Raw genomic sequence first — 24,525 nt, 5'->3', positions numbered from 1 at the left:
GCGCGCAGCCAATTGCTGGGTGCAGCCGGAGCCGCATTGCGGCTCCGGCGAATACCGAACAGCTTGCATTTGTCGATGAATTTCATCCGCGCTGCGTGCCCCATCCGACCGACGGCTGCCCTTCGCTCGAACGCGGCGACACCGGCCAGCCAATGTCCTTTTGGATCTCAGGCGGCAAGCTGTTGAGGATGCGCAGCGACTTGCGCGCTTCGCGTGTTTTCTTGAAGGCCGCACCATAGCGGCCGAAGCTTTCGAACATCGACATCTTGATCTCCTTGGAGCGTTGCGGTGGCCGAAAACTGTTTCCGCCTGCCGTTCGATGCCGGTTAAATGCTCCGCCTATGTATCTGGCGGATTTCACGAAAACGCGATTTCGTTTCCAGATCGGCGCGATCTGGAAACATTTGCATACAAATGAAAATGGAAGGTCTGACGGCCTATCGGAGGCGAGTCATCCCCGCCCGCGCCGCGCGGCGTGGCCTTCGCGCGAACGCCGCCGCGGGGCAGCGTCGCCGGCAATGCCGTCTTCGCTCACCGTCTTGCGCGGCGGCAGTTTCACCGCCGCCGACAGCTTGGGAAACGGGTCGATCTTGTTCGGGAGCGCCATGGCATAAACGAAATGTTCCTGGAATTTCGGCTCCAGCGCCGTCTCGATCTTCTCGATCTTGCTAACGGTTTCCTCGATCTCGCGGCGATAGCCACGGTTCAACAGCGCCATGCGGGCACCGGCACCGGCCGCATTGCCAACGGCCGAGACCTTGTCGAGGTCGCAATCCGGAATCAGGCCCAGCACCATTGCGTATTTCGGGTCGATGAACGAGCCGAATGCGCCGGCGAAGTGGATGCGGTCGACATGATCGGTGTGCTGCTTTTCCATCAAAAGCTTGGTGCCGGCATAAAGGGCGGCCTTGGCAAGCTGGATAGCGCGCACATCAGTCTGGGTGATGGTGATCTTGGGCTCGCCTTCCTTCAGCACATAGGAGAAGGTGCGGCCATTGGCGACGACGCGAGGCGAGTGGCCGCTCAGCGATCCATCGACGACGCCGTCCTCGGAGATGATGCCGGCGAGATACATCTCGGCGACCACCTCGATGATGCCGGAGCCGCAAATACCGGTGACGCCGGTCGCCTGCACGCTGTCGAGGAAGCCCGGCTCGTCGGACCAGAGTTCCGAGCCGATGACGCGGTATTTCGGTTCCAGCGTTTCAGGATCGATGCGGACGCGCTCGATGGCACCCGGTGCGGCGCGCTGGCCACCGGAGATTTCCGCACCTTCGAAGGCCGGGCCAGTTGGCGATGAGGCCGCCACGACCCGGTGGCGATTGCCGAGCACGATCTCGGCATTGGTGCCGACATCGACGATCAGCATCATCTCGTCCTGGCGGTGCGGCCCTTCCGACAGCGTCACTGCGGCAGCGTCCGCGCCGACATGGCCGGCAATGCAAGGAAGCATATAGAGCCTGGCGCCCTGGTTGAGCTTCAAACCGATATCCGATGCCTTGATGTGCACGGCGCCGGAGACGGCTAGCGCGAAGGGGGCGCCGCCGAGCTCGGTCGGATCGATGCCGAGGAACAGATGGTGCATGATCGGATTGCCGACGAACACGGAATCCAGGATGTCGTTGCGTTGGACGTTGCCTTCGGTGCAGACCTTGTCCACAAGCCCCGAAATGGCCTCGCGCACGGCGACCGTCATGCCTTCGCGGCCGTCCGGGTTCATCATCACGTACGAGACACGGCTCATCAGATCCTCGCCGAAGCGGATCTGCGGATTGGATGTGCCCGACGAGGCGGCGACGCGGCCCGACAGCAACGACACCAGATGCATGGCGATCGTGGTCGAGCCGATATCGCAGGCAAGTCCGTACGCCTCGTTCTTGAGGCCGGGCCACAAAGCGATGACCCGTGCGGTCTCGCTGTCGGTGTCCTTGTGGATCGCGGCGGTCGCGGTCCAGTTGCCTTTGCGCAAAATGCCTTGCACCTGCGGCAACAGATGGAAATCGAATTCGAGGCTCTTGAGGCCCCAGTCCTTCATCAGCGCGATCTTCAGACGGTCGAGGTCGCCGAGCGGCTTGTGCATGTCGGGTTCTTCGATCTCGACATAGCACATCCGGATTGCCGCATCGCGGGCGATGACCCTGGTGTCGGCGTCCTTGCGGATGGTCTGCGCGTTGATGACGGTGTCCTGCGGCACGTCGACGACGAGATCGCCGAGAATCTGCGCCGAGCAGGACAGCCGGCGGCGCTCGGGCAGGCCGCGTACGCGCTCGTAGCGCTCTTCCTTGGCGCCCTTGGGCGAGAGGTGATCGTTGGAGGAAACGATCTTGTGCTTGGCGAAATTGCCTTCCTGCACCTCGATCTGGCAACGCCCGCAAGTGGCACGCCCGCCGCACACGCTCTCGACATAGACACCGAGCTGGCGCGCGGCATCCAGAACCGGCGTGCCGACCGGAAACCGCCCGCGCTTGCCCGACGGCATGAACAGCACGAGCGGATCGGTGATGTTGACGGGAGAGTTCATACGTTCCAGACTTTACTTTCTACGCAGCTCGGGTCTTGGCCACGGCAGCGATGCCGCTGTGTCTCGGTTCCTCCCCAGTCCTAGGCCCCATATCGTGTCGGCCAAGACCTGGCTCAACCCCGCGCCATGCGCGCTTCGCGGCCGCCGCGCCTGCGTCCGCCATTGCCATTGCCATCGCCCGGCGCGTTGACCTGCGTCCGGGCGGCAACGGCCTGGCCGCCTTCAGCAGGCTTGTAGTCCTTGTAGGTCCTGATCCAGTTGGTGCAGTTCTCGTCGGTGCCGTTCAGCACGTTGGCGCCACGCACCGCTTCCATTTCCTGCGGCCGCACCGGGTTCATGATCGCCGAGGTCATGCCGGCGCCGATCACCATCGGGATGAAGGCGGCGTTGATGCCATGACGGTGCGGCAGGCCGAACGAGATGTTGGAGAGGCCGCAGGTGGTGTTGACCTTGAGCTCCTCGCGCAGGCGGCGTAGCAGGGCAAATACCTGGCGGCCGGCATCGCCCAGCGCGCCGATCGGCATGACCAGCGGGTCGACGACCACATCATGCGCCGGAATGCCGAAGTCGGCACAGCGCTGAACGATCTTCTTGGCGACGGCAAAGCGCACATCGGGGTCCATCGAAATACCGGTCTCGTCGTTGGAAATGGCGACGACGGGAACGTTGTATTTCTTGATCAACGGCAGGATGGCTTCGAGCTTTTCCTCCTCGCCGGTGACGGAATTGACTAGCGGCCGGCCCTTGGCGACCTTCAGCGCCGCTTCGATTGCCGCAGTCACGGAGGAGTCGATCGACAACGGCAGGTCGACCAGGCCTTGCACGATCTCCAGCGTCTGCACCAGCAGCGCCGGCTCGGTGGCGTTGGGATCGACTGCAGTGACGCCGGCATTGACGTCGAGCATGGTCGCCCCACAGGCGGCCTGCTCCAGCGCATCCTTGATGACGGTCTCAAAATTGCCGGCGATCATTTCGGCGGCCAGTTTCTTACGGCCGGTCGGGTTGATGCGCTCGCCGATCACGCAGAAGGGCTGATCGAAGCCGATGATGATTTCTCGTGTCGCCGAGGCGACGATGGTCCGGGTCATGAAATCTCTCCATCGTGATATAAAGAGTTCTTTATATCGTTATCTGTTTCTGATCAAGCGAATGCTGACGATTCGCGCTGTCAATGCGCGGTCTTGACCATGTCGACCTGGGTTTCAGTGAGGTCGTCATGCAGTATGTGATCGAGCCGGTCGGCAACGAGCTGGTCGTCGCGGCGGATTTCGCGTTTCCACGGCCGGCGACCCTTCAGCACGCCGGATTCGTCGACGATCTCGGCGACGTATTCTTCCTGGCGGTAGGCCATCACATGGACGCCGGATACACCGGGAATTTCCTTCACCTCATTGATGATGTCGATGCAGAGCTGCTTGCCTTCCTTCTTCTGATCCTGGGCGCCTTCCAGGCGCTTGACGATCTGATCGGGAATGTGAATGCCCGGCACGTTGGAGCGGATCCATTTGGCCGTCTTGGCCGAGGCCAGCGGCCCGACGCCGCACAGGATGAAGCATTTCTCGGTATAGCCGAGGTCGCGGACCTTCTGCATGTAGGTACGGAACATCGGCACGTCGAAGCAGTACTGGCTCTGCACGAACTGCGCGCCGGCGGCGATCTTCTTGCCAAGCCGATAGGGCCGGAAATCGATCGGCGGCGCGAACGGGTTGATGGCCGCGCCAAGGAAAAGCTGCGGCGGCGTCGTGAGTTTTCGGCCGGACAGGAATTTGCCGTTATCGCGCATAACGCGGCAGGTTTCGAGCAGCGACATGCAGTCGAGATCGAACACCGGCTTGGCGCCGGGCTGGTCGCCGGCCTGCACGCCGTCGCCGGTCAGGCACAGCATGTTGGCGACGCCCATCGCAGCACCCCCAAGCACGTCGCCCTGGATGGCGATGCGGTTCCGGTCGCGGCAGGCGATCTGCATGATCGGGGCATAGCCCATGCGGGTCAGCAGCGCGCAGATGCCGACCGACGACATGTGGCAGTTGGCGCCGGAAGCGTCGACGGCATTGATGGCGTCGACCCAGCCGTCGAAAATCCTGGCGCGGTTGTAGACGTCTTCCGGATCGGCGCTGTCGGGCGGATTGAGCTCGGTCGTCACTGCGAACTCGCCGCGCCTGAGGACGCGTTCCAGCCGGCCACGCGAGGTGTGGCCGGGCAGGGGATCGAGCGGCAAATGGATGCCGGCCGGATTCTCGTCTGGCTGACGGCCGATCATGCCGACGCTCCGGTCTTCGTAGTATTCCGGGCCGCATTGCGGGCGGCCGCGGCCTGCGCGGTGACCCGCAGCCAGGCGGAGGTTTCGCGCAAGGACTGATCCACCGGCTTCTGCACTTCCAAAATCTTGTCGCCATGCACCATGTTCCGCGAGCCTTCCCAGGCTTTGACCCAGACGCAAGGCATGTCAGGCTCGACCTCGCAATTGCCGTTGGCGCGGACACCGCCGCAAGGGCCGTTGCGCAATTGCTTGGGGCAGTTCATTGGGCACGACATGCCGGTCGAGGAAAGGATGCACTGGCCGCACATGCGGCAGTCGAACATGAAGCCCTTGACGCGCTTTTCGACGAATTTCACAGGCCCTTCGACACGGCTGTAGCCGATGCCCTTCCACAGCGGATGGAGGAGCAGGAACATGTCGGCGAATTTGCCGTAGAACCATTCGAGCAGCCGCGAATGCCGCACAGACCAAAGGCGCACCGCGAAAGAGCGCTGCACACGCCGCTGCGGCGACACGTCGGCCGGCTTGTAGTCGGATTTCGGCGCCGCCTTCTTGACGATGGTCGCCTGGGTCACGCCGGCTTGAGCCGTCGTCGCCGGCATTGATTGGGGATCAGACATTTTCTTTGCCCCCCGCCTTGACCAGAGCGACCAGCCGCTCACGGTCGTATTTCGCATCAAGTTCCTGAAGAGCCTTCTCGGCCTCGGCTTCAAGATCGTCACTGACCGGGAGGGGTTCTGCCTTGCGCCATTCGGCAAGATAGTCGTCGGTGCCGCCAGCGCCGGTGCGCATGGCGCACATGTCGATCGCCTCGGTGAAGCGCAGCGGCAGTTCGCGCTTGGCGTTCTGCCGGCCCTTCTTGACGATGACCTGGGCGGGGATGTCGCGCCAGTAGACGACGATCAGATCGGCCATAATTTCCTGCTCCTGCAGAGCGCCGTGCGTCCAATCAGACGCACAAACGATGCTCTACCACTTAACTCCGCTGCATCGTGCTCTCCGAAGATCGATTCCGATCTTTTGGCCAATGCAGTGGTTTCGAGCATTGCCGGAAGCGCTGTTGGGCTGCTTGTTATGGGACGACGCGGGGGCCTTCAAAAGCGACGCAATCGACGGCCGCGGTTGAAAGCGGAGTTTCTTCCAGCACTGGTCAGCCGGCGCGGCCATCGTAGCTGCCGACCAGCCTCCTGTGGAAGCGCACGTAACCTCGTTCGGTCGTGCGTAAATGCTCCGCGACGATGTCATGGAAGCGCGGCAGGCGGTGGAAGGGAACGGCCGGATAGGAATGGTGCTCGGAATGGTACGGCATGTTCCAAGCCACGAAGCGCACCAGCCTTGTGGTGAAGGTGGTGCGGGTGTTCTCGAGCATGTTGGCGACATGCGGGCACAACGCGTGCTCGGCCAGCAGGTAGGCACGCAAAAACGGCTGTCCGACCAGCACCGGCACGATCCAGACCCACAACAGCAGCGCCGACTGCGCGGCGAGCGATGCGGCCAGCAATGCCGCATAGCCGATCAGGAACAGCCGTGCTTCGACAAGCACCTTCCGGCGACCCTTTTCCGGCACAAAGCCGTCGCGGTTGCGGCCAGCCGCATTGGTTGCGATCACACGGCCCATGGCGATCCAATAGGGACCGCCGGACAGATAGCGCAGATATTGGCTGATGGTCTCCGGCTTCGGCGCCATCAGTTCGGGGTCGTTGTCCGGATCGTGCGTGTGGCGGTGGTGGGCGAAATGGAAGTAGCTGAACCATGCCGGCGGCAACAGGATCAGGAAGCCGGCCACGGTGGCGATGGTGCGATTGAGCAACGCCGTTCTGAACGCCGTTTCATGGATGGTCTCATGCAACAGCGTGAAGAAGAAGACGATCAGGATTCCCTGCGGCAAGATGAGAAGCGGCCAGAACGGGATGCGGGCGGCGATCAGCGCGCCCAGCACGACAACCAGCCCGCCATGGACGGCCAGCCGGATAATGCCGGGTCCGTCCAGCCTGGTGGTGAGGTCGCGACGGTCCTCGACCGAAAGGCCGGCAATGATGGTGCGGTGGTCGATGTCGCTCATGATGCAATGTTAGTGGCGGGTGGCTGTCCGGTAAATCGGCGCGTCACCAGACGCCGTGCCTTATCCCCGTCCAGAGATAAAACCATACCGTCGGATGATACCATTGTTTCGAAGGCAGGCCGGGATCCACCGTGCCGACCTTGCCGGCCAGCGCATCCCTGACCGCTTCGACGCAGATGTCGCGCGAGAAGGCCGCCTGCCGCAACGCGTAGCTTGAAATTGTGTCGCCCGGCTGCGGTTTGCCACGCGTCTGCCGCAGCACGCCGCCAGTGTCGACGCCGGCGTCGACCAGATGCACGGTGGTGCCGAAGTTCTCCGCATCGCCTGAAGCCAGCGCCCAGTAGCCGCCGTTCATGCCACGATATTTCGGGGCGATGCCGGCATGGTAGTTGAGGACCGGGCAAGGGATTTTGGCCAGCGTCTGCCGCGACAGCAAGCGGCAGCCGGCGAGCAGCACCACACCCGGTTGGATTTCCGCGATCGCCTGCAGGCACTCCGGCGCGTTGGCCGACGAGACATAAATGATCTTTTGCCCAGGCTTCGGTTCGGTTTGCAGCTTCTGCCCGGCGGCAAGCCGGGCTGCGTGGCCGGCGAAGAAGCGCTTGCCGAGGCGCGTCAGCACCATCGTGCCGAGTTGACCGATGGCCGAGGTCCAGCCTTGCCGCCGCGCCCGCGCGAGAAGCAATTGCTTTTTGGATTCAGGAGCTTCGAGGATGACGCTGACCGGGCCGAGTTGATCGGCGACGGCGTTGACGATCGCCCAGATATGCGGGCCGCCTTCGGTGACGACGACGATCGGCCGTTGGTTTGTTTTCGACAGTGCCATGCTCTGCGACCCCCCGCAAAGAACCTGTTCTTTGCGCGCGAATGCTAGGCTGACCGGGTTAACCCCTGGTGATCGGGGCTCAGCGCTTGAATTCGAGGATATCGAGCTTCGATTCGTAATAGGGCGCCGGGAACTCGATGCGCCATTCACTGGCGCTGTTGCGGAAGGCATAGCCGACCTGATCGCTTTCCGGCCCGCTGCCGTAGGGCTTTGCCGGATCGTCGTTGACGTGGAAGGAACCGAGATAGATCGCGCGTTTCTCGCCATCGTCGAAGAAGCGGCCCTTGGTGCGCTGCGAGCCGGTGATCTTTTCCAGTCTCCAGCCGGAACCGTCGTCACTCACCTTGCATTTGAACCAGCCATAGATGACGAGCGGGCTCAATCCGCCGGCCTTGATGGTGCGGCATTGCCATTTGCCGGTCAGGTCCTTGTCAGAGAAGGGAACCAGCGGCTTTGCCAGCAAGGCGTCGAGCTGCTTGACCTCGGCGGGATCGCCGGCCTTCGCCTCGTCAAGCGCTGCCTTGCGCGTCTCGCCATATTTGTTGAGCCGCGCCTTGTCGGCAGCCGTTATCAGCTTCTGCACCTCGCCATCGGCGAACGCGGGCATGGTCAAGCAGAGGACAGTTGCTGCGGCAAACATGAGGCGAGCGATCATCGGTGGCGTTTCCCTGTTGATGGCTGGAGCAGGCTGTTTTCTTGTCTGGCGCATACCTTAATGTTTCGCCGCGTTCTGTCATCCGTGCCTGAGCATCGACAGCAGAAACGAGGTGGAAAGAATGCGGATCTTGCTGACGGGATCGTCCGGTTGGCTGGGCAGCGCCTTGGCGCCGCGGCTGCGGGCTCTTGGTCATGACGTCACCGGCCTCGATCCCGTCCCATCCTCGGAAACGCGAATCGTCGGCTCTGTCGCCGATCGCGACCTGGTCATGAGGGCGGTCGAGGAGAACCGCATCGAGGCCATCATCCATAGCGGCGCGCTGCACAAGCCTGACATCGAACGTCATCGCAACGAGGATTTCGTCGAGACGAATGTGCGCGGCACGCTCAACCTGCTCGATGCGGCAGCAGCTTTTGGCGTTCAGCGCTTCGTGTTTACGTCGACGACATCGCTGATGATTTCCGAGTCCATACGCACCGGCTTCACCGGCGGGGCGCGCAAGGCGGCATGGCTGACGGAAGACATGTCGCCTGAACCGCGCAACATCTACGGCGTCACCAAGCTTTCAGCCGAACAGCTCTGCCGGCTCTATCATTTGCAGTTCGGCCTGCCGGTGATCGTGTTGCGCACCGCCCGGTTTTTTCCCGAGGCGGACGACATGGCGCACGTGATCGAACAGTCGGATGCCAACACCAAGGCCAATGAGCTGTTGTTCCGCCGGCTGACGGTGGAGGACGCAGCCGATGCCCATATCGCCGCCTTGGAGAAAGCACCGCAATTGGGCTTCGACACTTTCATCATCTCGGCACCGACGCCTTTCCAGCCCGAAGATTGCGCGGCCTTGATCGCCGACGCGCCGTCGGTCGTCGCGCGCTATTTTCCGGATTATCCGGCACTCTACACGAAGAAAGGCTGGACGATGTTTTCGTCGATCGACCGGGTCTATGATGCGTCGCGGGCGAGGGACCGGCTGGGTTTCGTCTGCAAGACGAGCTTTGCCGATGTGCTCGCCGGGCTCGAAGCTGAAGAACGCTTTGCCTAGAAATATCGTCAAGCCAGGATTGCAGCGCTGGCCAGTTCCTTCGTCAGGTCGCCATAGCCGGTCGAGCGGCGCTCATAGGCGAGGCCGAGCATTTTCGCCGCCTTTTCGGCGACCTTGTCGAGTTCCGGGTCATCGGTCTGAGCGATATAGATCAGCTTCTCGTAGTTGCCGAAATAGTCCTTGATCAGCTCCGGGTGCTTGTCGAGGCCGAGCGGCTTCATGAAGAAGGCATCGAATTGCCGGCAGAGGAAATCGGTCATGTAGAACGACATCATGTCGTCATCGGCGACCTTCGCATAGGCATCCATGCCCTGGTAGAAAGCAAAGCAATGCGGCCCGGCCATGCGCTCGACGCCATGCTTCTCGCAGATCCGATCGAGCAGGCCACCCGTGCCGCAATCGGCATAGCCGACGAAGATGTGTCTGTAGCCGTCGGTCTTGGCCTTCTCGATAGCCTTGTCCATGGCCGGCGCGATGCGGTCCGGATAGAAATGGAACTCCGCCGGCAGGCAAGTCAGGTCGAGGTGGTCGAGCCCGAGCTGCTCCTTGACCGCCAAAACTTCGCGCGCAATCATTCCGCAGGCGATGACGAGCAGCCTGTCGCCTTGATCGGATTGTCGTTTTCGCGCGGTAGTCATGGAACCAGTCTAATCCATCTTCGTTGCTGTCCAGCGAATTTATATCCTGAGGGAGACACTATTCATGAAATTGTTCCGCGTCGCGCCAATCGCTATTCTCGCCTGCGCCTTGGCTGTTTCGGCCTGCGCCAACACGGTGCGCGGCGTCGGTAAGGATATCAAATCCACTGCGAAGGCTGTTGACGATACCGTCAAGAAACCCTGATCCGCACAGCTCTAAACATTTGGGAATAAAAAAGCCGCACTGCAAGGCGCGGCTTTTCTCGTCGGTGCCGGACTTATTGGCTCAGGCCGAAGCGCGAACGTTGTGCTTGCGCTTCATGAAGTCCTTGGCAGTCTCGACCGCCACCGCGGCGTCGCGGCAATAGGCGTCGGCACCGACGGCTTTGCCGAATTCCTCGTTGAGCGGCGCACCGCCGACCAGCACGACATAGTCGTCGCGAATGCCCTTTTCCTTCATCGTATCGATGACGACCTTCATGTAAGGCATGGTCGTCGTCAGTAGCGCCGACATGCCGATGATGTCGGGCTGGTGCTTTTCGATTGCATCGAGATATTTTTCGACTGCATTGTTGATGCCGAGGTCAATGACATCGAAGCCGGCGCCTTCCATCATCATGCCGACCAGATTCTTGCCGATGTCATGGATGTCGCCCTTGACGGTGCCGATCACCATCTTGCCCTGCTTCGGCGCGCCGGTGGCGACAAGCAGCGGACGCAGGATGAACATGCCGGCCTTCATCGCGTTGGCCGACAGCAGCACTTCGGGAACGAACAGGATGCCGTCGCGGAAGTCCTCGCCGACGATGCGCATGCCCTCGACCAGAGCCTCGGTTAGCACCTTGTAAGGCGCCCAGCCGCGCTCGAGAAGGATATTGGTGCCTTCCTCGATTTCTTCCTTCAACCCGTCATAAAGATCGTCGTGCATCTGCTGCACCAACTCGTCGTCGGAGAGTTCCGAAAGGATGATCTCGTCGTCGGCCATTTTTTCTCAGGCTCCTTGCCGGCTACAACTGTTGCGGCAGCTTAAAAATATCGCGTCAATACCTAACCCGCACGGGCCGGTTGTCCATAGCTGATTTGCGACTTCCCGCAAAACGAAAGCGACCGTAAATCTCTTGGAATTCTTGTCGATTTTGCGACAGGCGTTGGCGCTGGCGGGCCGTTTCGAATAGGGTGCATGGCTACGATCCGGCCAGAGACCGCAATATGCGGCCGCAAACGGATTTCAGGCCGGTGCAAGAGCCCGGCCGGAGTAAATCAGGCCAGAACGAAAGCCAGGGAAGAACGATTATGAGTGAGAACGCGCCGGTCGATCAGGAAGCGTCAAACGCACGGCGCGGGCGCGCTGCCAGCGGTGGCGCCGCAGCCCGACGGGCTGCACGTTCGGGCGGCGGCCCCGGCACACAGCTCACCTATATCAAGCGCAAGATCAACGTCTATGAAGTGCTGGACGAGGAAGGGCTGGCGCTGATCGAAAAGAACACCGACACGGTGCTGGAGGAGATCGGCATCATCTTCCGCGACGACGCCGAGGCGCTGCAGCTTTGGAAAGAGGCGGGCGCCGACGTCAAGGGCGAGCGGGTGCATTTCCCCAAGGGCCTCTGCCGCTCGCTGTTGAAGACCGCTCCGTCCGTCTATACCCAGCACGCCCGCAACGGCGAGCGCTCGGTGCAGATCGGCGGCAACGCGACAGTGTTCGCGCCGGTCTATGGACCGCCCTTCGTGCGCGATCTCGACGGCGTCAGGCGCTATGCGACGATCGAGGATTTCCGGAATTTCGTGAAACTCGCCTATATGGCGCCGTCGATCCATCATTCGGGCGGCACGGTTTGCGAGCCGGTCGACGTGCCGGTTAACAAACGGCATCTCGACATGGTCTACAGCCATATCAAATATTCGGACAAGCCGTTCATGGGCTCGGTGACCGCGCCCGAGCGCGCTGAAGATACGGTGGCGATGGCCAAGATCGTGTTTGGTGACGATTTCGTCGAGAACAACACGGTGCTGACCAGCCTGATCAATGCCAACTCGCCGATGGTCTTCGACGAGACCATGCTGGGAGCGCTGAAGGTCTATTCGCGCCACAATCAGGCCTGCATCGTCACGCCGTTCATCCTTGCCGGTGCGATGAGCCCGGTGACGGTCGCCGGCACGCTGACGCAGGTTTTAGCCGAGGTTCTGGCGGGGGCGTCGTTCACCCAGCTGATCCGGCCGGGTGCGCCGGTGCTGTTCGGCACCTTCGCCTCGTCGATCTCGATGCAGTCGGGCGCGCCGACCTTCGGCACGCCGGAGCCGTCGCTGGTCTCTTATGGCGCGGCGCAGCTCGCGCGCCGGCTCGGCCTGCCGTTCCGCACCGGCGGTTCGCTCTGTGCTTCAAAAATCCCCGATGCGCAGGCGGCCTATGAAAGCGCCAACACGCTGAACTCGACGATCCTCGCCGGCACCAATTTCGTGCTGCATTCGGCCGGCTGGCTCGAGGGCGGTCTCGCCTCCTGCTACGAAAAGTTCATGATGGATATCGACCAGCTCGGCATGACGCAGAAGTTCTCCGAGGGTGTCGACCTGTCGGAAAACGGCCAGGCGATGGACGCCATCCGCCAGGTCGGCCCGGGCAGCCACTATCTCGGCTGCGATCACACCCAGGCCAATTTCCAGACCGCGTTCTACCGTTCCAACATCGCCGATAACAATTCTTACGAGCAATGGCTGGCGGAAGGCGAAAAAACCGCGCCGCAGCGCGCCAACGAGCTCGCCCGCCGCTGGCTGGAAAGCTACGAGGCGCCGTATCTCGATCCGGGCATCGACGATGGGCTGAAGGACTTCATCGCCAGGAAGAAGGCGTCGATGGCCGACGCCTTCACCTGAAAGGAGCCCGAATCAGGCGGGGCTAAAGTCGCCAACATCATCCACAAGGAAGTCTGGCGGAGTGCCTTCTCCGACCCGGACAAGAAGGGATGATCCCGAGCGCGGCATGACTGAAACAATCGCGGCTGCGCTTTCCGCTCACGGCCTTATGCTTCGCGGCGGCTTCGATTTTGCGGGCGGTGAGGAAACACCTTCCGGTCTCTCCGGCGCTGCCGCCAGATCCGTTCTGCTGGTGGGGCAGGCGGGTGCCGCACCTTGGCCGCACTTCCTGCGCTGGTTGGAGAAACAGTCACAGCCGATCGACGATCCGCTCGACAGATGGTCGCGCGAAGTGATCGGCGCGGTGGCCGGAAAATTCGGGGCGCGCGCCGTGTCACCGTCCGACAGGCCTTATCTGCCGTTCCAGCAATGGGCGATACGTGCGGAGGGGCTGAAGCCGTCACCGCTCGGCATTCTCATGCATCCGCAATACGGGCTCTGGCATGCCTATCGCGGCGCGCTGCTGTTCGAAGACGAAATTGCGCTCCAAGAACCCCGCGACGTGATTCACCTTTGCGATACATGTCTGGAAAAACCTTGCCTGAAATCCTGTCCGGTAGAGGCTTATTCTGCGGATGGTTTTGCACATGAAACCTGTCTGGCCCATGTGCGCGGGCAAAACGGCGCGCCCTGTCGGACCGGCGGCTGCCTCGAACGCAACGCCTGTCCTTACGGTACCGATTATCGCTATCCGGCCGAGGTTCAGGCCTTTCACATGGCAGCATTCGCGCGTCTGTAGCGTCGCCGAATGCCGCACGAAATCTTGAAGCAGATCGCCTCATTACAGCTTGCCGCGACGGTCACCGCGGGTATCTATCGCACGTCAGATCAACGGAGCGGATGATGGCCACGCAAGCGATGCAAATCAAGACAAGCGACGGCATTGCCAAGGCCCGGCTGTTCCGTTCGGCGGCCCCAGCCAAGGCAGCGATCATCCTCTACATGGACGTTTTCGGTCCGCGACCGGCGCTTGATCAGATGGCGGAAAGGCTTACGGGCGAGGGCTATGCGGTGCTTGTGCCGGACCTTTTTTACCGCAATGCGCCCTACGGTCCGTTCGATCCCAAGACTGCGTTCGGCGACGAGAGGAGCAAGGCCGCCATCACAGGTCTCCTCGGCGGCACGACCCAGGAGATGACGATCCGCGACAGCGGCGCTTTCCTCGATGCACTTGCTGCGCAAGGCCTGGCCGGGCCGGTTGGCATTGTCGGCTACTGCATGGGCGGAGCGCGGGCGCTGAACGCGGCGGCCAGCTATCCCGATCGCATCGCCGCTGCGGCCAGTTTTCACGGCGGCAATCTGGCTGGTGACGCAGCCGACAGTCCGCATCGGAAGGCCGCCTCGGTCAAGGCAAGGGTCTATATCGGCACTGCCGGTGTGGACCGCAGCTTTCCGCCGGAGCAATCGGCGCGGCTGGCCGAAACACTGGGCGCCGCCGAGGTCGATCATGTCATAGAGAACTATGCCGGCATGGCGCATGGCTGGTGCATGCCGGACCATAGTGCCTTCGATGCAGCCGGCGCCGAACGCCACTGGAAGCGGCTGACGACGCTGTTTGCGGAGACGCTCGGCCAAGGCACGCCAACCATTACGACGTGACCGCCCGCCAAAAAATTCTTTCCATCGCCCCAAGGAACCGCCATTAGCCTTCGTCCAACAGGCAAATGATGGCGATGATGCTGGACGAAAGCGAAGCCTCCGACGCCGAACTGATCGGGCGGGCGAGGGGCGGAGACCGGGGTGCTTTCGGCAAGTTGCTCGAAAGGCACTATGGTTTCGTCTATCGCGCCGCCTATCGTTGGTGCGGGAAAAAGGCCGACGCCGAGGACATCGCCCAGGAAGTCTGCGTCCGGCTCGGGCGGGCGATCCGCGACTATCACGGCAGCGGTGCCTTCACGACGTGGCTCTACACCATGACGCTGAATGCGGCGCGCGACATGATGCGCAAGACCGCCCGCGAGACGGTCAAGACCGAGGCCTATGGCGCCTATGCGCTGATTTCGGGGGAAATCTCGGCTGAGCCGGAAGACCCGGCCGAGGCGCTCTGGGCAGCGGTGCGCAAGCTGCCGGACAAGCAGCGCGATGCGGTGCTGCTGGTTTATGGCGAAGGGCTGAGCCACGCCGCCGCCGCCGAGGCGATGGCGATCTCGGAGACGACGGTTTCCTGGCACATCCATGAAGCGAAGAAACGGCTGAAGACGCTGATGCGTTCAGCCGGGGAAGTGTGACCATGGTCGACGACAATCAACTGAACAGGCTGCGCGATATCGCTGCACCGGCGCCCGATGCGGATGCAAAGGCGCGTGCCCTGCAGGCCGCGCTGCGCGCCTATGACATGGAAGAAAAAACTTTGCCGGGCGCCCAAGGATCGGTGAGCGGGCTTCGTCTCACAGAGCGAGCACAAAGGCTCTGGAGCGAAATCATGCAAAAGAAACTCTTCGCCACGCCGGCCATTGCCGGGCTCGTTGCCCTGCCGATCGCCGGATACGCTACCATTTATATGCTGGGGGAATCCAAATTCGGCGGGGGTAAGATCACCGAAACGCTGGCTGACAAACCGGCGACCGTCAAACCGCCGGTCGTTGCCGAAGCGGACAAGCAGAAGAAGGCGGACGCCGACAGTGAAAGCCGCGACACCGGCGAGGCGCTTGTGGCGCCGACATCGCCGCCGAAGGCGGAATCGACCGCGGTCGGCGGGCTGACGCAGCAGGATGTGCTCAGCCGCAATGCACCTGAACCGGCGCAGAGCGGCGAGTTCGCGCTGGATGGGGGTGCAAGCTCCGCGGCTCCGGCAGTCGATGGCGGCGCGCGGGTCGGACGCATGCCTGGCACGGTTGCCGAGCCCAAGCTGATGGCACAGCAGCCCGCCGCTGCGCCGGCCGACCAGATGCTGCCGCAAGAGGAAAACCGCGACCGTGTCGAGAATTTCAAGACCAACCCCGTGCATGCCGCACTTGAAGACCCGGTCTCGACCTTCTCGATCGATGTCGACACCGCTTCCTATTCCTTCGTCCGGCGCTCGCTGAAGGAAGGCTTTATCCCGCAGGCCGACACGGTTCGCGTCGAGGAGATGGTCAACTACTTCCCCTATGACTGGAAAGGCCCGGACTCCGCCTCGACGCCGTTCAACTCGACCGTCAGCGTCATGCCGACGCCGTGGAACGAGCACACCAGGCTGATGCATGTCGCCATCAAGGGTTTCGACGTGAAGCCGGCCGAGCAGCCCAGGGCCAATCTGGTCTTCCTGATCGATGTGTCGGGCTCGATGAACGAGCAGGACAAGCTGCCGCTCCTGCAGTCGGCCTTCCGGCTGCTGGTCAACAAGCTGAGACCTGACGACACCGTCTCGATCGTCACCTATGCGGGCGATGCCGGTACCGTGCTGGAGCCCACCAAGGCTTCGGAAAAGGACAAGATCCTCGCTGCCATCGACAATCTGACATCCGGCGGCTCGACGGCAGGCGAGGCCGGCATCAAGGAAGCCTACAGGCTGGCGCAGAAATCCTTCGTCAAGGACGGCATCAATCGGGTGATGCTCGCCACCGATGGCGACTTCAATGTCGGCCAGACCGACGACGACGACCTGAAGCGGCTGATCGAAAAGGAGCGCAAGACAGGCGTATTCCTGTCGGTGTTCGGCTTCGGCCGCGACAATCTGAACGACCAGATGATGCAGACCATCGCCCAGAACGGCAATGGCACTGCTGCCTACATCGATACGTTGGCGGAGGCCGAGAAGGTGCTGGTCGAGGATGCCTCCTCGACACTGTTCACCATCGCCAAGGACGTGAAGATCCAGGTCGAGTTCAACCCGAACAAGGTCTCGGAGTACCGGCTGATTGGCTACGAAACCCGCGCCTTGAACCGAGAGGATTTCAACAATGACCGGGTCGATGCCGGCGAGATCGGCTCAGGTCATTCAGTCACCGCGATCTACGAGATCACGCCTAAGGGCAGCGGCGGCGAACAGATCGACCAGCTGCGCTACGGCCAGGCCTCGGTGAACAATGGCGGTGTCGCCAATGCCGACGAATATGCTTTCGTCAAGATCCGCTACAAGCTGCCGAACGAGGACACCTCGAAGCTGATCACCACGCCGGTAACGTCAGCCAACGAGGTGGCGTCGTTCGACCAGGCCAGCACCGACCAGCGTTTCTCCGTTGCCGTTGCTGCCTTCGGCCAGAAGCTGCGCGACGAGGATGCGACCGCGAAGTTCGGCTACGACAAGATCATGGAGATTGCCACCGCCGCCAGAGGAGCCGACCCGTTTGGATACCGGTCCGAGTTCCTCTCGCTTGCGCGCCTTGCCTCGGCGCTCGGCGGTAACCGGTAGTGGCAATGACGGCCGGTTTCTTTCAGATGGGATCGTTCTGATAGGGGGAGCCGGCCTACGGGCGGGTGAGGCAGGCCGGCGAGGGAAACCTTGCCGGCCTTTTTTCGCGGCCGCACTGCTTCGCGCGGACCATGTCGCAGACGAAAGCGTCAGGCGCGTCCGCGGCGCCGCTCGCGGCGGGCTTCGCTGGTCTCGGCGACGTTGACCGTAGCCTGCTTGTTGCGCATCGGGCCGATGCGTTCGACGATCTGCTCGACGGTCGGGCGATCCGACTTGGTGTGCGCATCGAGCGCCTTGCGCATGGCGGCGAGGTGCTGGAACGAGGTGCCGCAGCAGCCGCCGACGATTTTGGCGCCGGCATCGACGGCGAGGCGCACATAGTCGGCCATCAGCTCGGGTGTGCCGGAATAGTAGATCTCGGCACCGCGAAATTCGGGAATGCCGCAATTGCCCTTGACGATCACCGTTGCTTCCGGCTTCGCCTCGGTCATGTCGAGCAGCGACGCGAGAATGTCGGAGGCGCCGACACCGCAATTGGCGCCGACACCGAGCGGTGTCTGCGACAGGCCATCGACGACGCCGTGGATGTCCTTCGGCAGCAGTCCCATCATGGTGCGGCCGGCGGTGTCGAAGGAGCCGGTATAGGTATAGGGCAGGCCGACGCGGATGGCGGCTTCGGCGGCGGCGCGGATTTCGTCAGGCGCCGACATGGTTTCGATCCAGGCGACTTCGGCGCCGCCGGCCTTCAGCCCCTCAATCTGCTCGGCAAAGGCTTCGACCGCCTCGTCATAGGTCATGGCGCCGAGCGGCACCAGCAGCTCGCCGGTCGGGCCGACGGAGCCGGCCACGATCACCTTGCGGCCAGCGTTGCCGGCGACGGCGCTTGCGATCTCGGCCGCGCGCTTGTTCAGCGCATAGACGCGGTCCTGCGCGTGGTGCAGCTTGAGCCGATGGCGGGTGCCGCCAAAAGAGTTGGTCAGGATGATGTCGGCGCCGGCATCGACAAAGTTCTGGTGCAGGCTGGTGATGGTGTCGGGCGCGGTCTCGTTCAAGAGCTCGGGAGCCTCTCCGGCCTCAAGGCCCATGGCGAACAGATTGGTGCCGGTGGCGCCATCGGCGAGCAGGACGCCCTTTTCGGCAAGCAGAGCGTCGATCGGATTGGTCATGTGAAATACGCCTTCGCGGAAGAATAACTGAGATAAGGATATAAAGAATTCTTTATGTGCCGTCAATGTCGGCGCGTAGAGCAACCGGTCAAAATCGCATCTCCGCCAGCTTTCGTGTGAAGCTGGCCGCTTCATGCGCGTTGACGTCCGCGGCACGGATCAGATTGTCGAAATGGCTGGTCAGGATGCGGATCGGCTGCGTGGCGTTCAGCACCAGATACATGTCGCCGACGTAAATGGCGGCGCGATAGGGTCCAAAGATGGTGTATGGGATCGAATAGCGCATCCGCCCGTCATAGAGAAACAGGCGGAAGGTGGGATAGAGGTCGTCGAGCAGCGTCGCCATATGGAGGAGCTGCTGGTGGCGGTCGGCCTCCGGAAAGCGGTCCCACACGCCCAGCCCACGCGAGAAGATCTCCAGCGTGTGGCGCGGCATACAGACTTCCATGTCGGTTTCGGGCCGGCGGTTATAGTCGATGCGGTACTGCGTTTCGCCGGCCTGTGCCTCGCGGCTCTTGTTGGCGATGACGGCTTCGTAGTCGACAAGCGCCTCGGTGCGCAGAAGGTCGGGAATGCCGGCCGGCACGTAGCGGATTTTCGTTCCCGCCGCCTCGGCATGCCAGCGAGCCAGCAGCGTGCGGTCGAAGCCGTCCGGCGCCTCCTCGATCTCAAGGCTCTCGCGGATTTCACCGGTGACGCCCTCATCGTGGCTGAGGCCGAGCAGCCAGTCGAGCGAGACTTTGAATTCGGCGGCGATGTTGAGCAGCGTTTCAGCACGGGGAAGGCGGGTCGAGGCGCCGGAGAGCAGCTGCGACAGTGCCGAACGGTCGATGCCAACCGCGGCGGCGAAGGCCGACTGGTTCAAATCGGACCTTGTCAAGAGCATTTTCAGGCGCTCGCGAAAGATCGTCGACAGGTCGCGCTTGTCCAAATCCCTACTCTCCCTGACGTGAGCAAAATTTTGCGCCGAAGCGGTCTACATGGCGTTTCGAGCGCAAATGAATCTACGAGCTTGTTTACAATACATAACATATGCAGCTGAAAATGCGCAATCGCAACAGTTTGTGCGCTTTATCGCGTTGCGCCGACGCAACGCTCCTGACACAATGTTGTCAGGAATCAAACGGGTTCCGGCGACTGGAAGGCAGTGGTCGATAGCATGACGAGCATGGGCAACAAGCGACACGGCGCAGCGACCATCGAATGGCCGACCGTATTTCTCGCACTTCTCTGCTACGGCGGCTGGCTCGCTACCGGCTTCCTGCTCTGGCCCTCTTACCCGCTGCTGGCACTCGCCTTTCTGACCCTGATTGCGGCGCTGCAATCCTCGCTGATGCACGAGGTCCTGCACGGCCACCCAACCCGGAATGCGCGGCTTAACGAAGCCTTTGTGTTCCTGCCGATTGGCCTTGTCTGGCCGTTTCGCCGGTTCAAGACCATTCATCTGCGCCACCATGCAGACGAGCGCCTGACCGATCCGCTCGATGATCCCGAAAGCTATTACAAGGCTCTCTGGCAGCACGAGGAGCTGCCGTCGGCGATGAAATTCCTGCTGAAGGTCAACAACACGATGATCGGGCGTTTGGTGCTAGGCCCGTGGCTTTCCTGCATCGGCTTTTTCATCGACGACGCCAGGCAGGTTGCTGCGGGCGACAATTCCATCCGCAAGGCATGGCTGCTGCATGCGATCGGCCTCGTCGTGGTGCTGCCTGTCGTGCAGTTCGGCTTCGGCATGCCGTTATGGCTCTACATACTGGTGCCGGTGTGGCTTGGGCAGTCGCTGATTTCGATCCGCACCTACGCCGAGCACCAATGGTCTGAACATCCGGAAGGCCGCACGATCATCGTCGAGCGCTCGCCGCTGTCCTTCCTGTTCCTCAACAACAATCTGCATTTCGTCCATCACAAGAGCCCGACGGTGGCCTGGTACAGGCTGCCGAAGGTGTTTCGCGACCGCCGCGATGAATGGCTGCGGATGAACAATGGCTACGCCTATCCGAACTATTTCGCGCTGCTCAAGGCCTATGCCTTCAAGGCGAAGGAGCCGGTCGTCCATCCCGTGCTGCGGCGCATGCCGGAACCGGGACGCGCGTTCAAGCCGCGTGTCAGGGCACGCAGCCTCAATGGGCTTGGCAGTGCGCCGGTACCCGCCGAGCCGCCGAAAGAATGATTCTTGCGTTGTTGCAGGCGGTGCCGCGCGGACGACGCTTTCCTGACCTTGTCAATTTCCCCGCATAACGGTCAAATCCCGGCATGAGCGAATTCATTGCGGCTTTGCCGATGTACGACTGGCCGGAAGCGCGGGACGATGTCGACGCGCAATGGGCGCGGCTGCGCGATGCTTTCAGACAAAAAGGCATCGATGCGCCGGAGACGATCATCCGCCGCACCGGCGATTTGCCCCCCGTGCCTGGCGGTATTCGCGATGATCAGGGAAAACCCATCGCGCCCGATCCGGCGACATTGCCGCCGGACGAACTGGATTTTCACCAGCTCTGGCTGCATCCGGCGCTGCTCTTTGCGCAAACCTGCTGGGGACCGATGGAACTCGGCCTGTCGCAGCGTGTCCAGCTCGTCGGCCAGCCGCGTTACGACGCCTTCGAGGGTGGACAGGGCGAACTCTATTCGAGCGCCATCGTCATGAGGGCGGGCGAGGCACCGCCGGCAAGGGCGCCGGCCGACGGCGGTGCCGTCATTCCGCTCGATCAGCTTCGCAGCAAGCGCTTCACCTTCAACAGCCTCGATTCCATGTCGGGCATCATCGCGCCAGCCCGCGACCTGCAAGCATTGGGCGAGAGTTTGGATATCTTTTCCGCGCTGAGCGAAAGCTGTGGGCACCGTGCTTCGATCGTTGCCGTTGCCGAGGGCAGGGCGGACGTCGCGGCGATCGATTGCGAGAGCTGGGCGCTGGCGCAGAGTTTCGAGCCGGCGGCGCAGAAGGTGACGGTCGTCGGCTGGACAAGGCGGCGCAAAGGCTTGCCGTTCATCACGGCCAGGACAACGCCGGAAACGATCGTCGCTGCGATGCGCGAGGCGATCGCCGCGCTCGCATAGAGCGCGTCGCGTTCGGTCGGCCTCATGCGACGCGCTTTAGATTCTTGTTTTATGCATGTCGTTATCGCAAAGCCGCTGCACACTTTTGCGCGACATGCATTAGCGTCGCTCAGCCGCCAAGCAGCCGATTGTCGAGCGGGTAGGTCGAAAGCTTCTCGTTGCCGGTTTCAGTGATCAGGATCTGTTCTTCGATCTTGACGCCTTCGTAGCCGCCAAGCCGACCGATATAGCTCTCGACGCACAGCACCATGCCAGGTTCGAGCACTCCGTCCGGTGTGTCGTCGGTCCAGTCGCTAGCATGCGGCAAAGTCGGGTATTCGTCGGCAAGGCCGACGCCGTGATAGAGCACCCCGTAACGGGCCGGGAAGCAGTCTCCCGGTGGCACTGACGAGCCCTCGACGAGGTCGCGGAACGATACGCCCGGCCGCATCAGCTCGGTGTTGTGGGCGATCTGGTCGGCGGCGATGCGGAACAGGTCGCGCTGCTCCTGCGACGGCGGCGCGTCACCGCAAAGCCAGGTGCGCGAAAGGTCGGCGCAGAAGCCGTAAGGACCGATCAGGTCGGTGTCGAAAGCGACGAGCTCGCCGGCCTCGATCGTCCGCGACGAACACTCCTGGAACCATGGATTGGTGCGCGGACCCGACGACAGGAGCCGGGTTTCGATCCATTCGCCGCCGCGCGCGATGTTGCCGCGATGGAGTTCGGCCCACAATTCGTTCTCGGAGATGCCAGGCCTCAGCGCCTTCTCCATCTCGCCCATTGCCGCCTCGCAAGCGGCGATCGCCCGGCGCATGGCAAGGATTTCGTCGGGCGATTTGATCAGCCGCGCATTTTCCATCACCGCCTCGCCATTGCCGGTCGAGATGCCGAGGCGGGCGAGCTCTTCGATGCCCTCGGGATTGATGTGGTCGACTGCGATGCGGCGATTGCCGCCGCCATGTTCCAATACCAGGTCGGCGATGCCGGCTGCCCAGCGGCGGACTTTTTGACCGGTCAGCTCGCCGCTGTACAGATAAGCCCACGACACCGCCGGCCGCACCTCGTCGACGACGCCGGAATGATCGGAAAGGTGCTCGCAGGAGAAATAGTCGAACAGCACCACCGGGCCATCGGTGGCAACGAAACAATGCCTGGTCCGATTGTGTGCGACCCAGAGCTGCATGTTGGTTGCGTCGGTGGCATAGCGGATATTGACCGGATCGTAGAGCAGGGCTCCCGCATAGTCGCGGCGCTTCAGCTCGGCGCGGATGCGCTCGAGCCGGTATCGGCGCATGGCGGGCAGGTCAGGAGCAGCAATGCCCGCCGCCTGCCATTCGGCTTCCGCCAGCGCTCCATAGCCCAGCGCATGCTGGTTGAGTTCAGTGGCCTTCAGCTGCGATTTTTTGCGCAGCACATCATTCGAGCCGTCGGGCTCGAACGGCATGATCTTGCGGTGATGACGGGGCCGGTCAGTCGGGTTCCTGTCCACCCTCGGCTCCTCCGCTAACGCCTTCCTTGGGCGCCGTGGCTTCTCCCACCGCCATTCTCTTCAATCTTACATAGGCGCCGGCCCGGGCGGACTTGCCGGTGCCGCGCAACAGCGGAACCATCATTTGCCGTGGTTGGCCGTCCGGCTCATAGCCGGCCGCTTTGAGCTGCTCCAAAATGACCGGACGCGGATCGTCTCGGTCAAGCCAGACGAGTACGGCCGGCTCCTGCATCAGCGTTTCGAAATTAGGCACTTCCTGATCAAGTGCGACCAGTTTTTCGTCGACCAACCGCAGGTTTCCGACCCATGCACCATCAGATATTGCGGTTTTGACCGGTCCGTCCGCAGTCAGTTGGCGATAGAGGGCGGGGTAATCCACGCGGATCATCCGCGAGAGGCCACTGGTCCCGTTTACCTGGACGTACCAGGTGGCGGGCGCGAGCAGCACGGCGATGATCGCTCCAGCCGCGATCACCAGGAGCTGCGCATTCCTGCCGCGCGGCGCCAGCCGTTCCATGGTGGCGACGATGGCCAGCGGCAACATGAACAGGACCGGCAGCAGCCAGCGGTCCTTGACCACCGTCACGCCGGTGGCAAGTACAAGTATTGCCAGCATGGCCAAGCCGAGCGCCAAGGTACGCCACAACAGAATTTCCCGGGCCGGACCTTCCGGATGCCGCTCCGAGAAACGGAACTTCGCCAGCCAGAAAGCCAGGGCGGAAACGAGCACGGGCAAGACCGCGAAATTGAAGGTGCCCATGATAAACTTGCCGGCGCCGACAAAGGCCGCCGCCACGCGCCCTTGTTGCGCGTCTATTCCGAACTTTTCGCCTCTCGACAATAAATCGGCGGGATGCATGAGGCTCCAATAGGTGGTTGGCGCCAGCACCAATATCGCGACCGCTATGCTGATGGCGAACTTCGGATCGAGGATCGCGCTGCGCCATTCGCGCAGCGACAGCACGGCCGCAACAAGGGCCACCACGAGGAAGACATCATTATATTTGGCAAGAATTGCCGCCGCGGTGGCCAAGCCAAACGCCGCATAGGCGATCATGCTTCGCCGCTCGAGAAGATAGGCCATGGCCAGCAGGAGCAGCGAGCAGAAGCCGACGACGGCGACGGAATGCGACAAGGCGCGCTGCGATTCCCAGACGATCTGCGGGATCGTAAACAGGCCGAACATGGCCGCCGCCGCTGTCGCTTTGGTGTAGCCGAACCGCCGCATGGCGGCGAACACGCTGCAGGCGGCAAGGAACAGCACGGAGTATTTGACGAGCTTCAGCGTGAAGATACTGGTGCCGAAAACATGCGCGGCCAGCCAGTTGATCCAGGTGTACAGGGGTGGTTGCGAGCCGCCATATCCAGCCCAGAGATACGGAACATAGATCAGCTGCTCCGCATCATCGATGCCGACGCCGGTTCCCGCCCAAGAGCTCAACAGGGACAGTATGATGGTCTGCAAGGCAAAGTAAGCCGCGACCATGACGATCGCCGCCGGGAACGGGCCGATCCGTCCCTCGGCCAGCCACTCGGCCCATCTCAGATTGTACTTCAATGAAATCTCATCGCCCTTGCCAGCAGAGTGTT

The 24,525-nt window shown here is 62.2% G+C and carries 24 protein-coding genes; 9 read left to right on the top strand and 15 right to left on the bottom strand.

From position 1 onward, the window contains the following. Positions 1-82: 82 nt before the first annotated feature. The 9 genes from NKJ91_RS04525 to NKJ91_RS04485 form a co-directional block, all read right to left on the bottom strand. Positions 83-265: a hypothetical protein gene (locus tag NKJ91_RS04525; RefSeq protein WP_352454618.1), complete on the bottom strand. Its 183-nt coding sequence runs from the start codon at positions 263-265 to the stop codon at positions 83-85. Positions 266-451: 186 nt separating this feature from the next. Beyond that, on the bottom strand, positions 452-2,521 hold the full coding sequence (locus NKJ91_RS04520) for an ASKHA domain-containing protein (RefSeq protein WP_352454617.1): 2,070 nt from the start codon (positions 2,519-2,521) through the stop codon (positions 452-454). 113 nt (positions 2,522-2,634) lie between these two features. Further along, positions 2,635-3,609 carry a methyltetrahydrofolate cobalamin methyltransferase gene (locus NKJ91_RS04515; protein ID WP_023676516.1) on the bottom strand — a complete coding sequence of 325 codons (975 nt, stop codon included), beginning with the start codon at positions 3,607-3,609 and terminating at the stop codon, positions 2,635-2,637. Between the two features lie 80 nt (positions 3,610-3,689). Further along, positions 3,690-4,781: a methylenetetrahydrofolate reductase gene (locus NKJ91_RS04510; protein WP_023676515.1), complete on the bottom strand. Its 1,092-nt coding sequence runs from the start codon at positions 4,779-4,781 to the stop codon at positions 3,690-3,692. Beyond that, entirely contained in the window at positions 4,778-5,401 is a 624-nt protein-coding gene (locus NKJ91_RS04505; protein WP_352454616.1) for a methylenetetrahydrofolate reductase C-terminal domain-containing protein, read from the bottom strand. Before NKJ91_RS04505 ends, NKJ91_RS04510 begins: the two co-directional genes overlap by 4 nt. Then, positions 5,394-5,696 carry a virulence factor gene (locus NKJ91_RS04500; RefSeq protein ID WP_352452105.1) on the bottom strand — a complete coding sequence of 101 codons (303 nt, stop codon included), beginning with the start codon at positions 5,694-5,696 and terminating at the stop codon, positions 5,394-5,396. The genes NKJ91_RS04505 and NKJ91_RS04500 overlap by 8 nt, the downstream gene beginning before the upstream one ends. Before the next feature lie 235 nt (positions 5,697-5,931). Further along, positions 5,932-6,843 (bottom strand): fatty acid desaturase, encoded by a 912-nt coding sequence (locus NKJ91_RS04495; RefSeq protein WP_352454615.1) that lies wholly within the window; start codon positions 6,841-6,843, stop codon positions 5,932-5,934. Between the two features lie 43 nt (positions 6,844-6,886). Continuing rightward, positions 6,887-7,669, bottom strand: coding sequence for a formyl transferase (locus NKJ91_RS04490; RefSeq protein ID WP_352454614.1), 783 nt, complete (start codon positions 7,667-7,669; stop codon positions 6,887-6,889). A gap of 79 nt (positions 7,670-7,748) precedes the next feature. Beyond that, the gene (locus NKJ91_RS04485) at positions 7,749-8,324 is read right to left on the bottom strand and encodes a DUF4893 domain-containing protein (RefSeq protein WP_352454613.1); all 576 of its coding nucleotides are present in this window, start codon (positions 8,322-8,324) and stop codon (positions 7,749-7,751) included. 121 nt (positions 8,325-8,445) lie between these two features. On the opposite strand from NKJ91_RS04485, the gene NKJ91_RS04480 reads away from it, so the two are divergent. Further along, positions 8,446-9,369, top strand: coding sequence for an NAD-dependent epimerase/dehydratase family protein (locus tag NKJ91_RS04480; RefSeq protein WP_352454612.1), 924 nt, complete (start codon positions 8,446-8,448; stop codon positions 9,367-9,369). 8 nt (positions 9,370-9,377) lie between these two features. On the opposite strand, the gene NKJ91_RS04475 is transcribed toward NKJ91_RS04480, so the two are convergent. Then, positions 9,378-10,007, bottom strand: a complete 630-nt coding sequence (locus NKJ91_RS04475) for a DUF1638 domain-containing protein (RefSeq protein ID WP_352454611.1) — start codon at positions 10,005-10,007, stop codon at positions 9,378-9,380. A gap of 64 nt (positions 10,008-10,071) precedes the next feature. Between NKJ91_RS04475 and NKJ91_RS04470 the strand changes: the two genes are divergently transcribed. After that, positions 10,072-10,212: an entericidin A/B family lipoprotein gene (locus NKJ91_RS04470; RefSeq protein ID WP_023676507.1), complete on the top strand. Its 141-nt coding sequence runs from the start codon at positions 10,072-10,074 to the stop codon at positions 10,210-10,212. 81 nt (positions 10,213-10,293) lie between these two features. Here the strand turns inward: NKJ91_RS04470 and NKJ91_RS04465 are convergent, their stop codons facing one another. Beyond that, positions 10,294-10,992 (bottom strand): cobalamin B12-binding domain-containing protein, encoded by a 699-nt coding sequence (locus NKJ91_RS04465; protein WP_023676506.1) that lies wholly within the window; start codon positions 10,990-10,992, stop codon positions 10,294-10,296. 308 nt (positions 10,993-11,300) lie between these two features. Between NKJ91_RS04465 and NKJ91_RS04460 the strand changes: the two genes are divergently transcribed. The 5 genes from NKJ91_RS04460 to NKJ91_RS04440 all read left to right on the top strand — a co-directional run bounded on the left by NKJ91_RS04460 (position 11,301) and on the right by NKJ91_RS04440 (position 17,247). Next, entirely contained in the window at positions 11,301-12,875 is a 1,575-nt protein-coding gene (locus NKJ91_RS04460; protein ID WP_292654762.1) for a trimethylamine methyltransferase family protein, read from the top strand. 148 nt (positions 12,876-13,023) lie between these two features. Further along, a complete protein-coding gene (locus tag NKJ91_RS04455) occupies positions 13,024-13,653 on the top strand; it encodes a hypothetical protein (RefSeq protein WP_352454610.1) in 630 nt (209 codons plus the stop codon). A gap of 104 nt (positions 13,654-13,757) precedes the next feature. Beyond that, positions 13,758-14,513 (top strand): dienelactone hydrolase family protein, encoded by a 756-nt coding sequence (locus tag NKJ91_RS04450; protein ID WP_352454609.1) that lies wholly within the window; start codon positions 13,758-13,760, stop codon positions 14,511-14,513. Between the two features lie 68 nt (positions 14,514-14,581). Beyond that, positions 14,582-15,142 (top strand): RNA polymerase sigma factor, encoded by a 561-nt coding sequence (locus tag NKJ91_RS04445; protein ID WP_352454608.1) that lies wholly within the window; start codon positions 14,582-14,584, stop codon positions 15,140-15,142. Between the two features lie 2 nt (positions 15,143-15,144). Further along, entirely contained in the window at positions 15,145-17,247 is a 2,103-nt protein-coding gene (locus NKJ91_RS04440) for a vWA domain-containing protein (RefSeq protein WP_352454607.1), read from the top strand. Between the two features lie 149 nt (positions 17,248-17,396). Here NKJ91_RS04440 and bmt read toward each other — a convergent pair whose 3' ends face one another. Together bmt and NKJ91_RS04430 are read right to left on the bottom strand one after the other, a co-directional pair. Continuing rightward, positions 17,397-18,413 carry a betaine--homocysteine S-methyltransferase gene (bmt, locus tag NKJ91_RS04435; RefSeq protein ID WP_352454606.1) on the bottom strand — a complete coding sequence of 339 codons (1,017 nt, stop codon included), beginning with the start codon at positions 18,411-18,413 and terminating at the stop codon, positions 17,397-17,399. A gap of 88 nt (positions 18,414-18,501) precedes the next feature. Further along, complete coding sequence (locus NKJ91_RS04430) at positions 18,502-19,344, bottom strand: helix-turn-helix domain-containing protein (RefSeq protein ID WP_352454605.1); 843 nt, start codon at positions 19,342-19,344, stop codon at positions 18,502-18,504. Between the two features lie 237 nt (positions 19,345-19,581). On the opposite strand from NKJ91_RS04430, the gene NKJ91_RS04425 reads away from it, so the two are divergent. Both NKJ91_RS04425 and NKJ91_RS04420 read left to right on the top strand, forming a co-directional pair. Next, the gene (locus NKJ91_RS04425; protein ID WP_502903553.1) at positions 19,582-20,583 is read left to right on the top strand and encodes a fatty acid desaturase; all 1,002 of its coding nucleotides are present in this window, start codon (positions 19,582-19,584) and stop codon (positions 20,581-20,583) included. Between the two features lie 83 nt (positions 20,584-20,666). After that, the gene (locus NKJ91_RS04420) at positions 20,667-21,467 is read left to right on the top strand and encodes a phosphate/phosphite/phosphonate ABC transporter substrate-binding protein (protein ID WP_352454603.1); all 801 of its coding nucleotides are present in this window, start codon (positions 20,667-20,669) and stop codon (positions 21,465-21,467) included. 109 nt (positions 21,468-21,576) lie between these two features. Here NKJ91_RS04420 and NKJ91_RS04415 read toward each other — a convergent pair whose 3' ends face one another. Beyond that, the gene (locus NKJ91_RS04415) at positions 21,577-22,890 is read right to left on the bottom strand and encodes a M24 family metallopeptidase (protein ID WP_352454664.1); all 1,314 of its coding nucleotides are present in this window, start codon (positions 22,888-22,890) and stop codon (positions 21,577-21,579) included. A gap of 25 nt (positions 22,891-22,915) precedes the next feature. Then, the gene (locus NKJ91_RS04410) at positions 22,916-24,493 is read right to left on the bottom strand and encodes an ArnT family glycosyltransferase (protein ID WP_352454602.1); all 1,578 of its coding nucleotides are present in this window, start codon (positions 24,491-24,493) and stop codon (positions 22,916-22,918) included. Positions 24,494-24,525 lie beyond the last annotated feature (32 nt).

Origin of the sequence: Mesorhizobium sp. M0040, assembly GCF_040323505.1 — a bacterium.
Taxonomy (GTDB): Bacteria; Pseudomonadota; Alphaproteobacteria; order Rhizobiales; family Rhizobiaceae; genus Mesorhizobium.
This window is presented reverse-complemented; position numbering and strand designations above follow the sequence as displayed.

What these genes read in the sequence shown, in the direction of transcription:
- NKJ91_RS04470 (WP_023676507.1), top strand. Translation starts at nt 10,072, where the DNA reads ATGAAATTGTTCCGCGTCGCGCCAATCGCTATTCTCGCCTGCGCCTTG.
- NKJ91_RS04495 (WP_352454615.1), bottom strand. Translation starts at nt 6,843, where the DNA reads ATGAGCGACATCGACCACCGCACCATCATTGCCGGCCTTTCGGTCGAG.
- NKJ91_RS04525 (WP_352454618.1), bottom strand. Translation starts at nt 265, where the DNA reads ATGTCGATGTTCGAAAGCTTCGGCCGCTATGGTGCGGCCTTCAAGAAA.
- NKJ91_RS04510 (WP_023676515.1), bottom strand. Translation starts at nt 4,781, where the DNA reads ATGATCGGCCGTCAGCCAGACGAGAATCCGGCCGGCATCCATTTGCCG.
- NKJ91_RS04465 (WP_023676506.1), bottom strand. Translation starts at nt 10,992, where the DNA reads ATGGCCGACGACGAGATCATCCTTTCGGAACTCTCCGACGACGAGTTG.
- NKJ91_RS04415 (WP_352454664.1), bottom strand. Translation starts at nt 22,890, where the DNA reads ATGCCGTTCGAGCCCGACGGCTCGAATGATGTGCTGCGCAAAAAATCG.
- NKJ91_RS04440 (WP_352454607.1), top strand. Translation starts at nt 15,145, where the DNA reads ATGGTCGACGACAATCAACTGAACAGGCTGCGCGATATCGCTGCACCG.
- NKJ91_RS04515 (WP_023676516.1), bottom strand. Translation starts at nt 3,609, where the DNA reads ATGACCCGGACCATCGTCGCCTCGGCGACACGAGAAATCATCATCGGC.
- NKJ91_RS04500 (WP_352452105.1), bottom strand. Translation starts at nt 5,696, where the DNA reads ATGGCCGATCTGATCGTCGTCTACTGGCGCGACATCCCCGCCCAGGTC.
- NKJ91_RS04455 (WP_352454610.1), top strand. Translation starts at nt 13,024, where the DNA reads ATGCTTCGCGGCGGCTTCGATTTTGCGGGCGGTGAGGAAACACCTTCC.
- NKJ91_RS04420 (WP_352454603.1), top strand. Translation starts at nt 20,667, where the DNA reads ATGAGCGAATTCATTGCGGCTTTGCCGATGTACGACTGGCCGGAAGCG.
- bmt (WP_352454606.1), bottom strand. Translation starts at nt 18,413, where the DNA reads ATGACCAATCCGATCGACGCTCTGCTTGCCGAAAAGGGCGTCCTGCTC.
- NKJ91_RS04480 (WP_352454612.1), top strand. Translation starts at nt 8,446, where the DNA reads ATGCGGATCTTGCTGACGGGATCGTCCGGTTGGCTGGGCAGCGCCTTG.
- NKJ91_RS04520 (WP_352454617.1), bottom strand. Translation starts at nt 2,521, where the DNA reads ATGAACTCTCCCGTCAACATCACCGATCCGCTCGTGCTGTTCATGCCG.
- NKJ91_RS04505 (WP_352454616.1), bottom strand. Translation starts at nt 5,401, where the DNA reads ATGTCTGATCCCCAATCAATGCCGGCGACGACGGCTCAAGCCGGCGTG.
- NKJ91_RS04475 (WP_352454611.1), bottom strand. Translation starts at nt 10,007, where the DNA reads ATGACTACCGCGCGAAAACGACAATCCGATCAAGGCGACAGGCTGCTC.
- NKJ91_RS04490 (WP_352454614.1), bottom strand. Translation starts at nt 7,669, where the DNA reads ATGGCACTGTCGAAAACAAACCAACGGCCGATCGTCGTCGTCACCGAA.
- NKJ91_RS04485 (WP_352454613.1), bottom strand. Translation starts at nt 8,324, where the DNA reads ATGATCGCTCGCCTCATGTTTGCCGCAGCAACTGTCCTCTGCTTGACC.
- NKJ91_RS04445 (WP_352454608.1), top strand. Translation starts at nt 14,582, where the DNA reads ATGGCGATGATGCTGGACGAAAGCGAAGCCTCCGACGCCGAACTGATC.
- NKJ91_RS04450 (WP_352454609.1), top strand. Translation starts at nt 13,758, where the DNA reads ATGGCCACGCAAGCGATGCAAATCAAGACAAGCGACGGCATTGCCAAG.
- NKJ91_RS04425 (WP_502903553.1), top strand. Translation starts at nt 19,582, where the DNA reads ATGGGCAACAAGCGACACGGCGCAGCGACCATCGAATGGCCGACCGTA.
- NKJ91_RS04460 (WP_292654762.1), top strand. Translation starts at nt 11,301, where the DNA reads ATGAGTGAGAACGCGCCGGTCGATCAGGAAGCGTCAAACGCACGGCGC.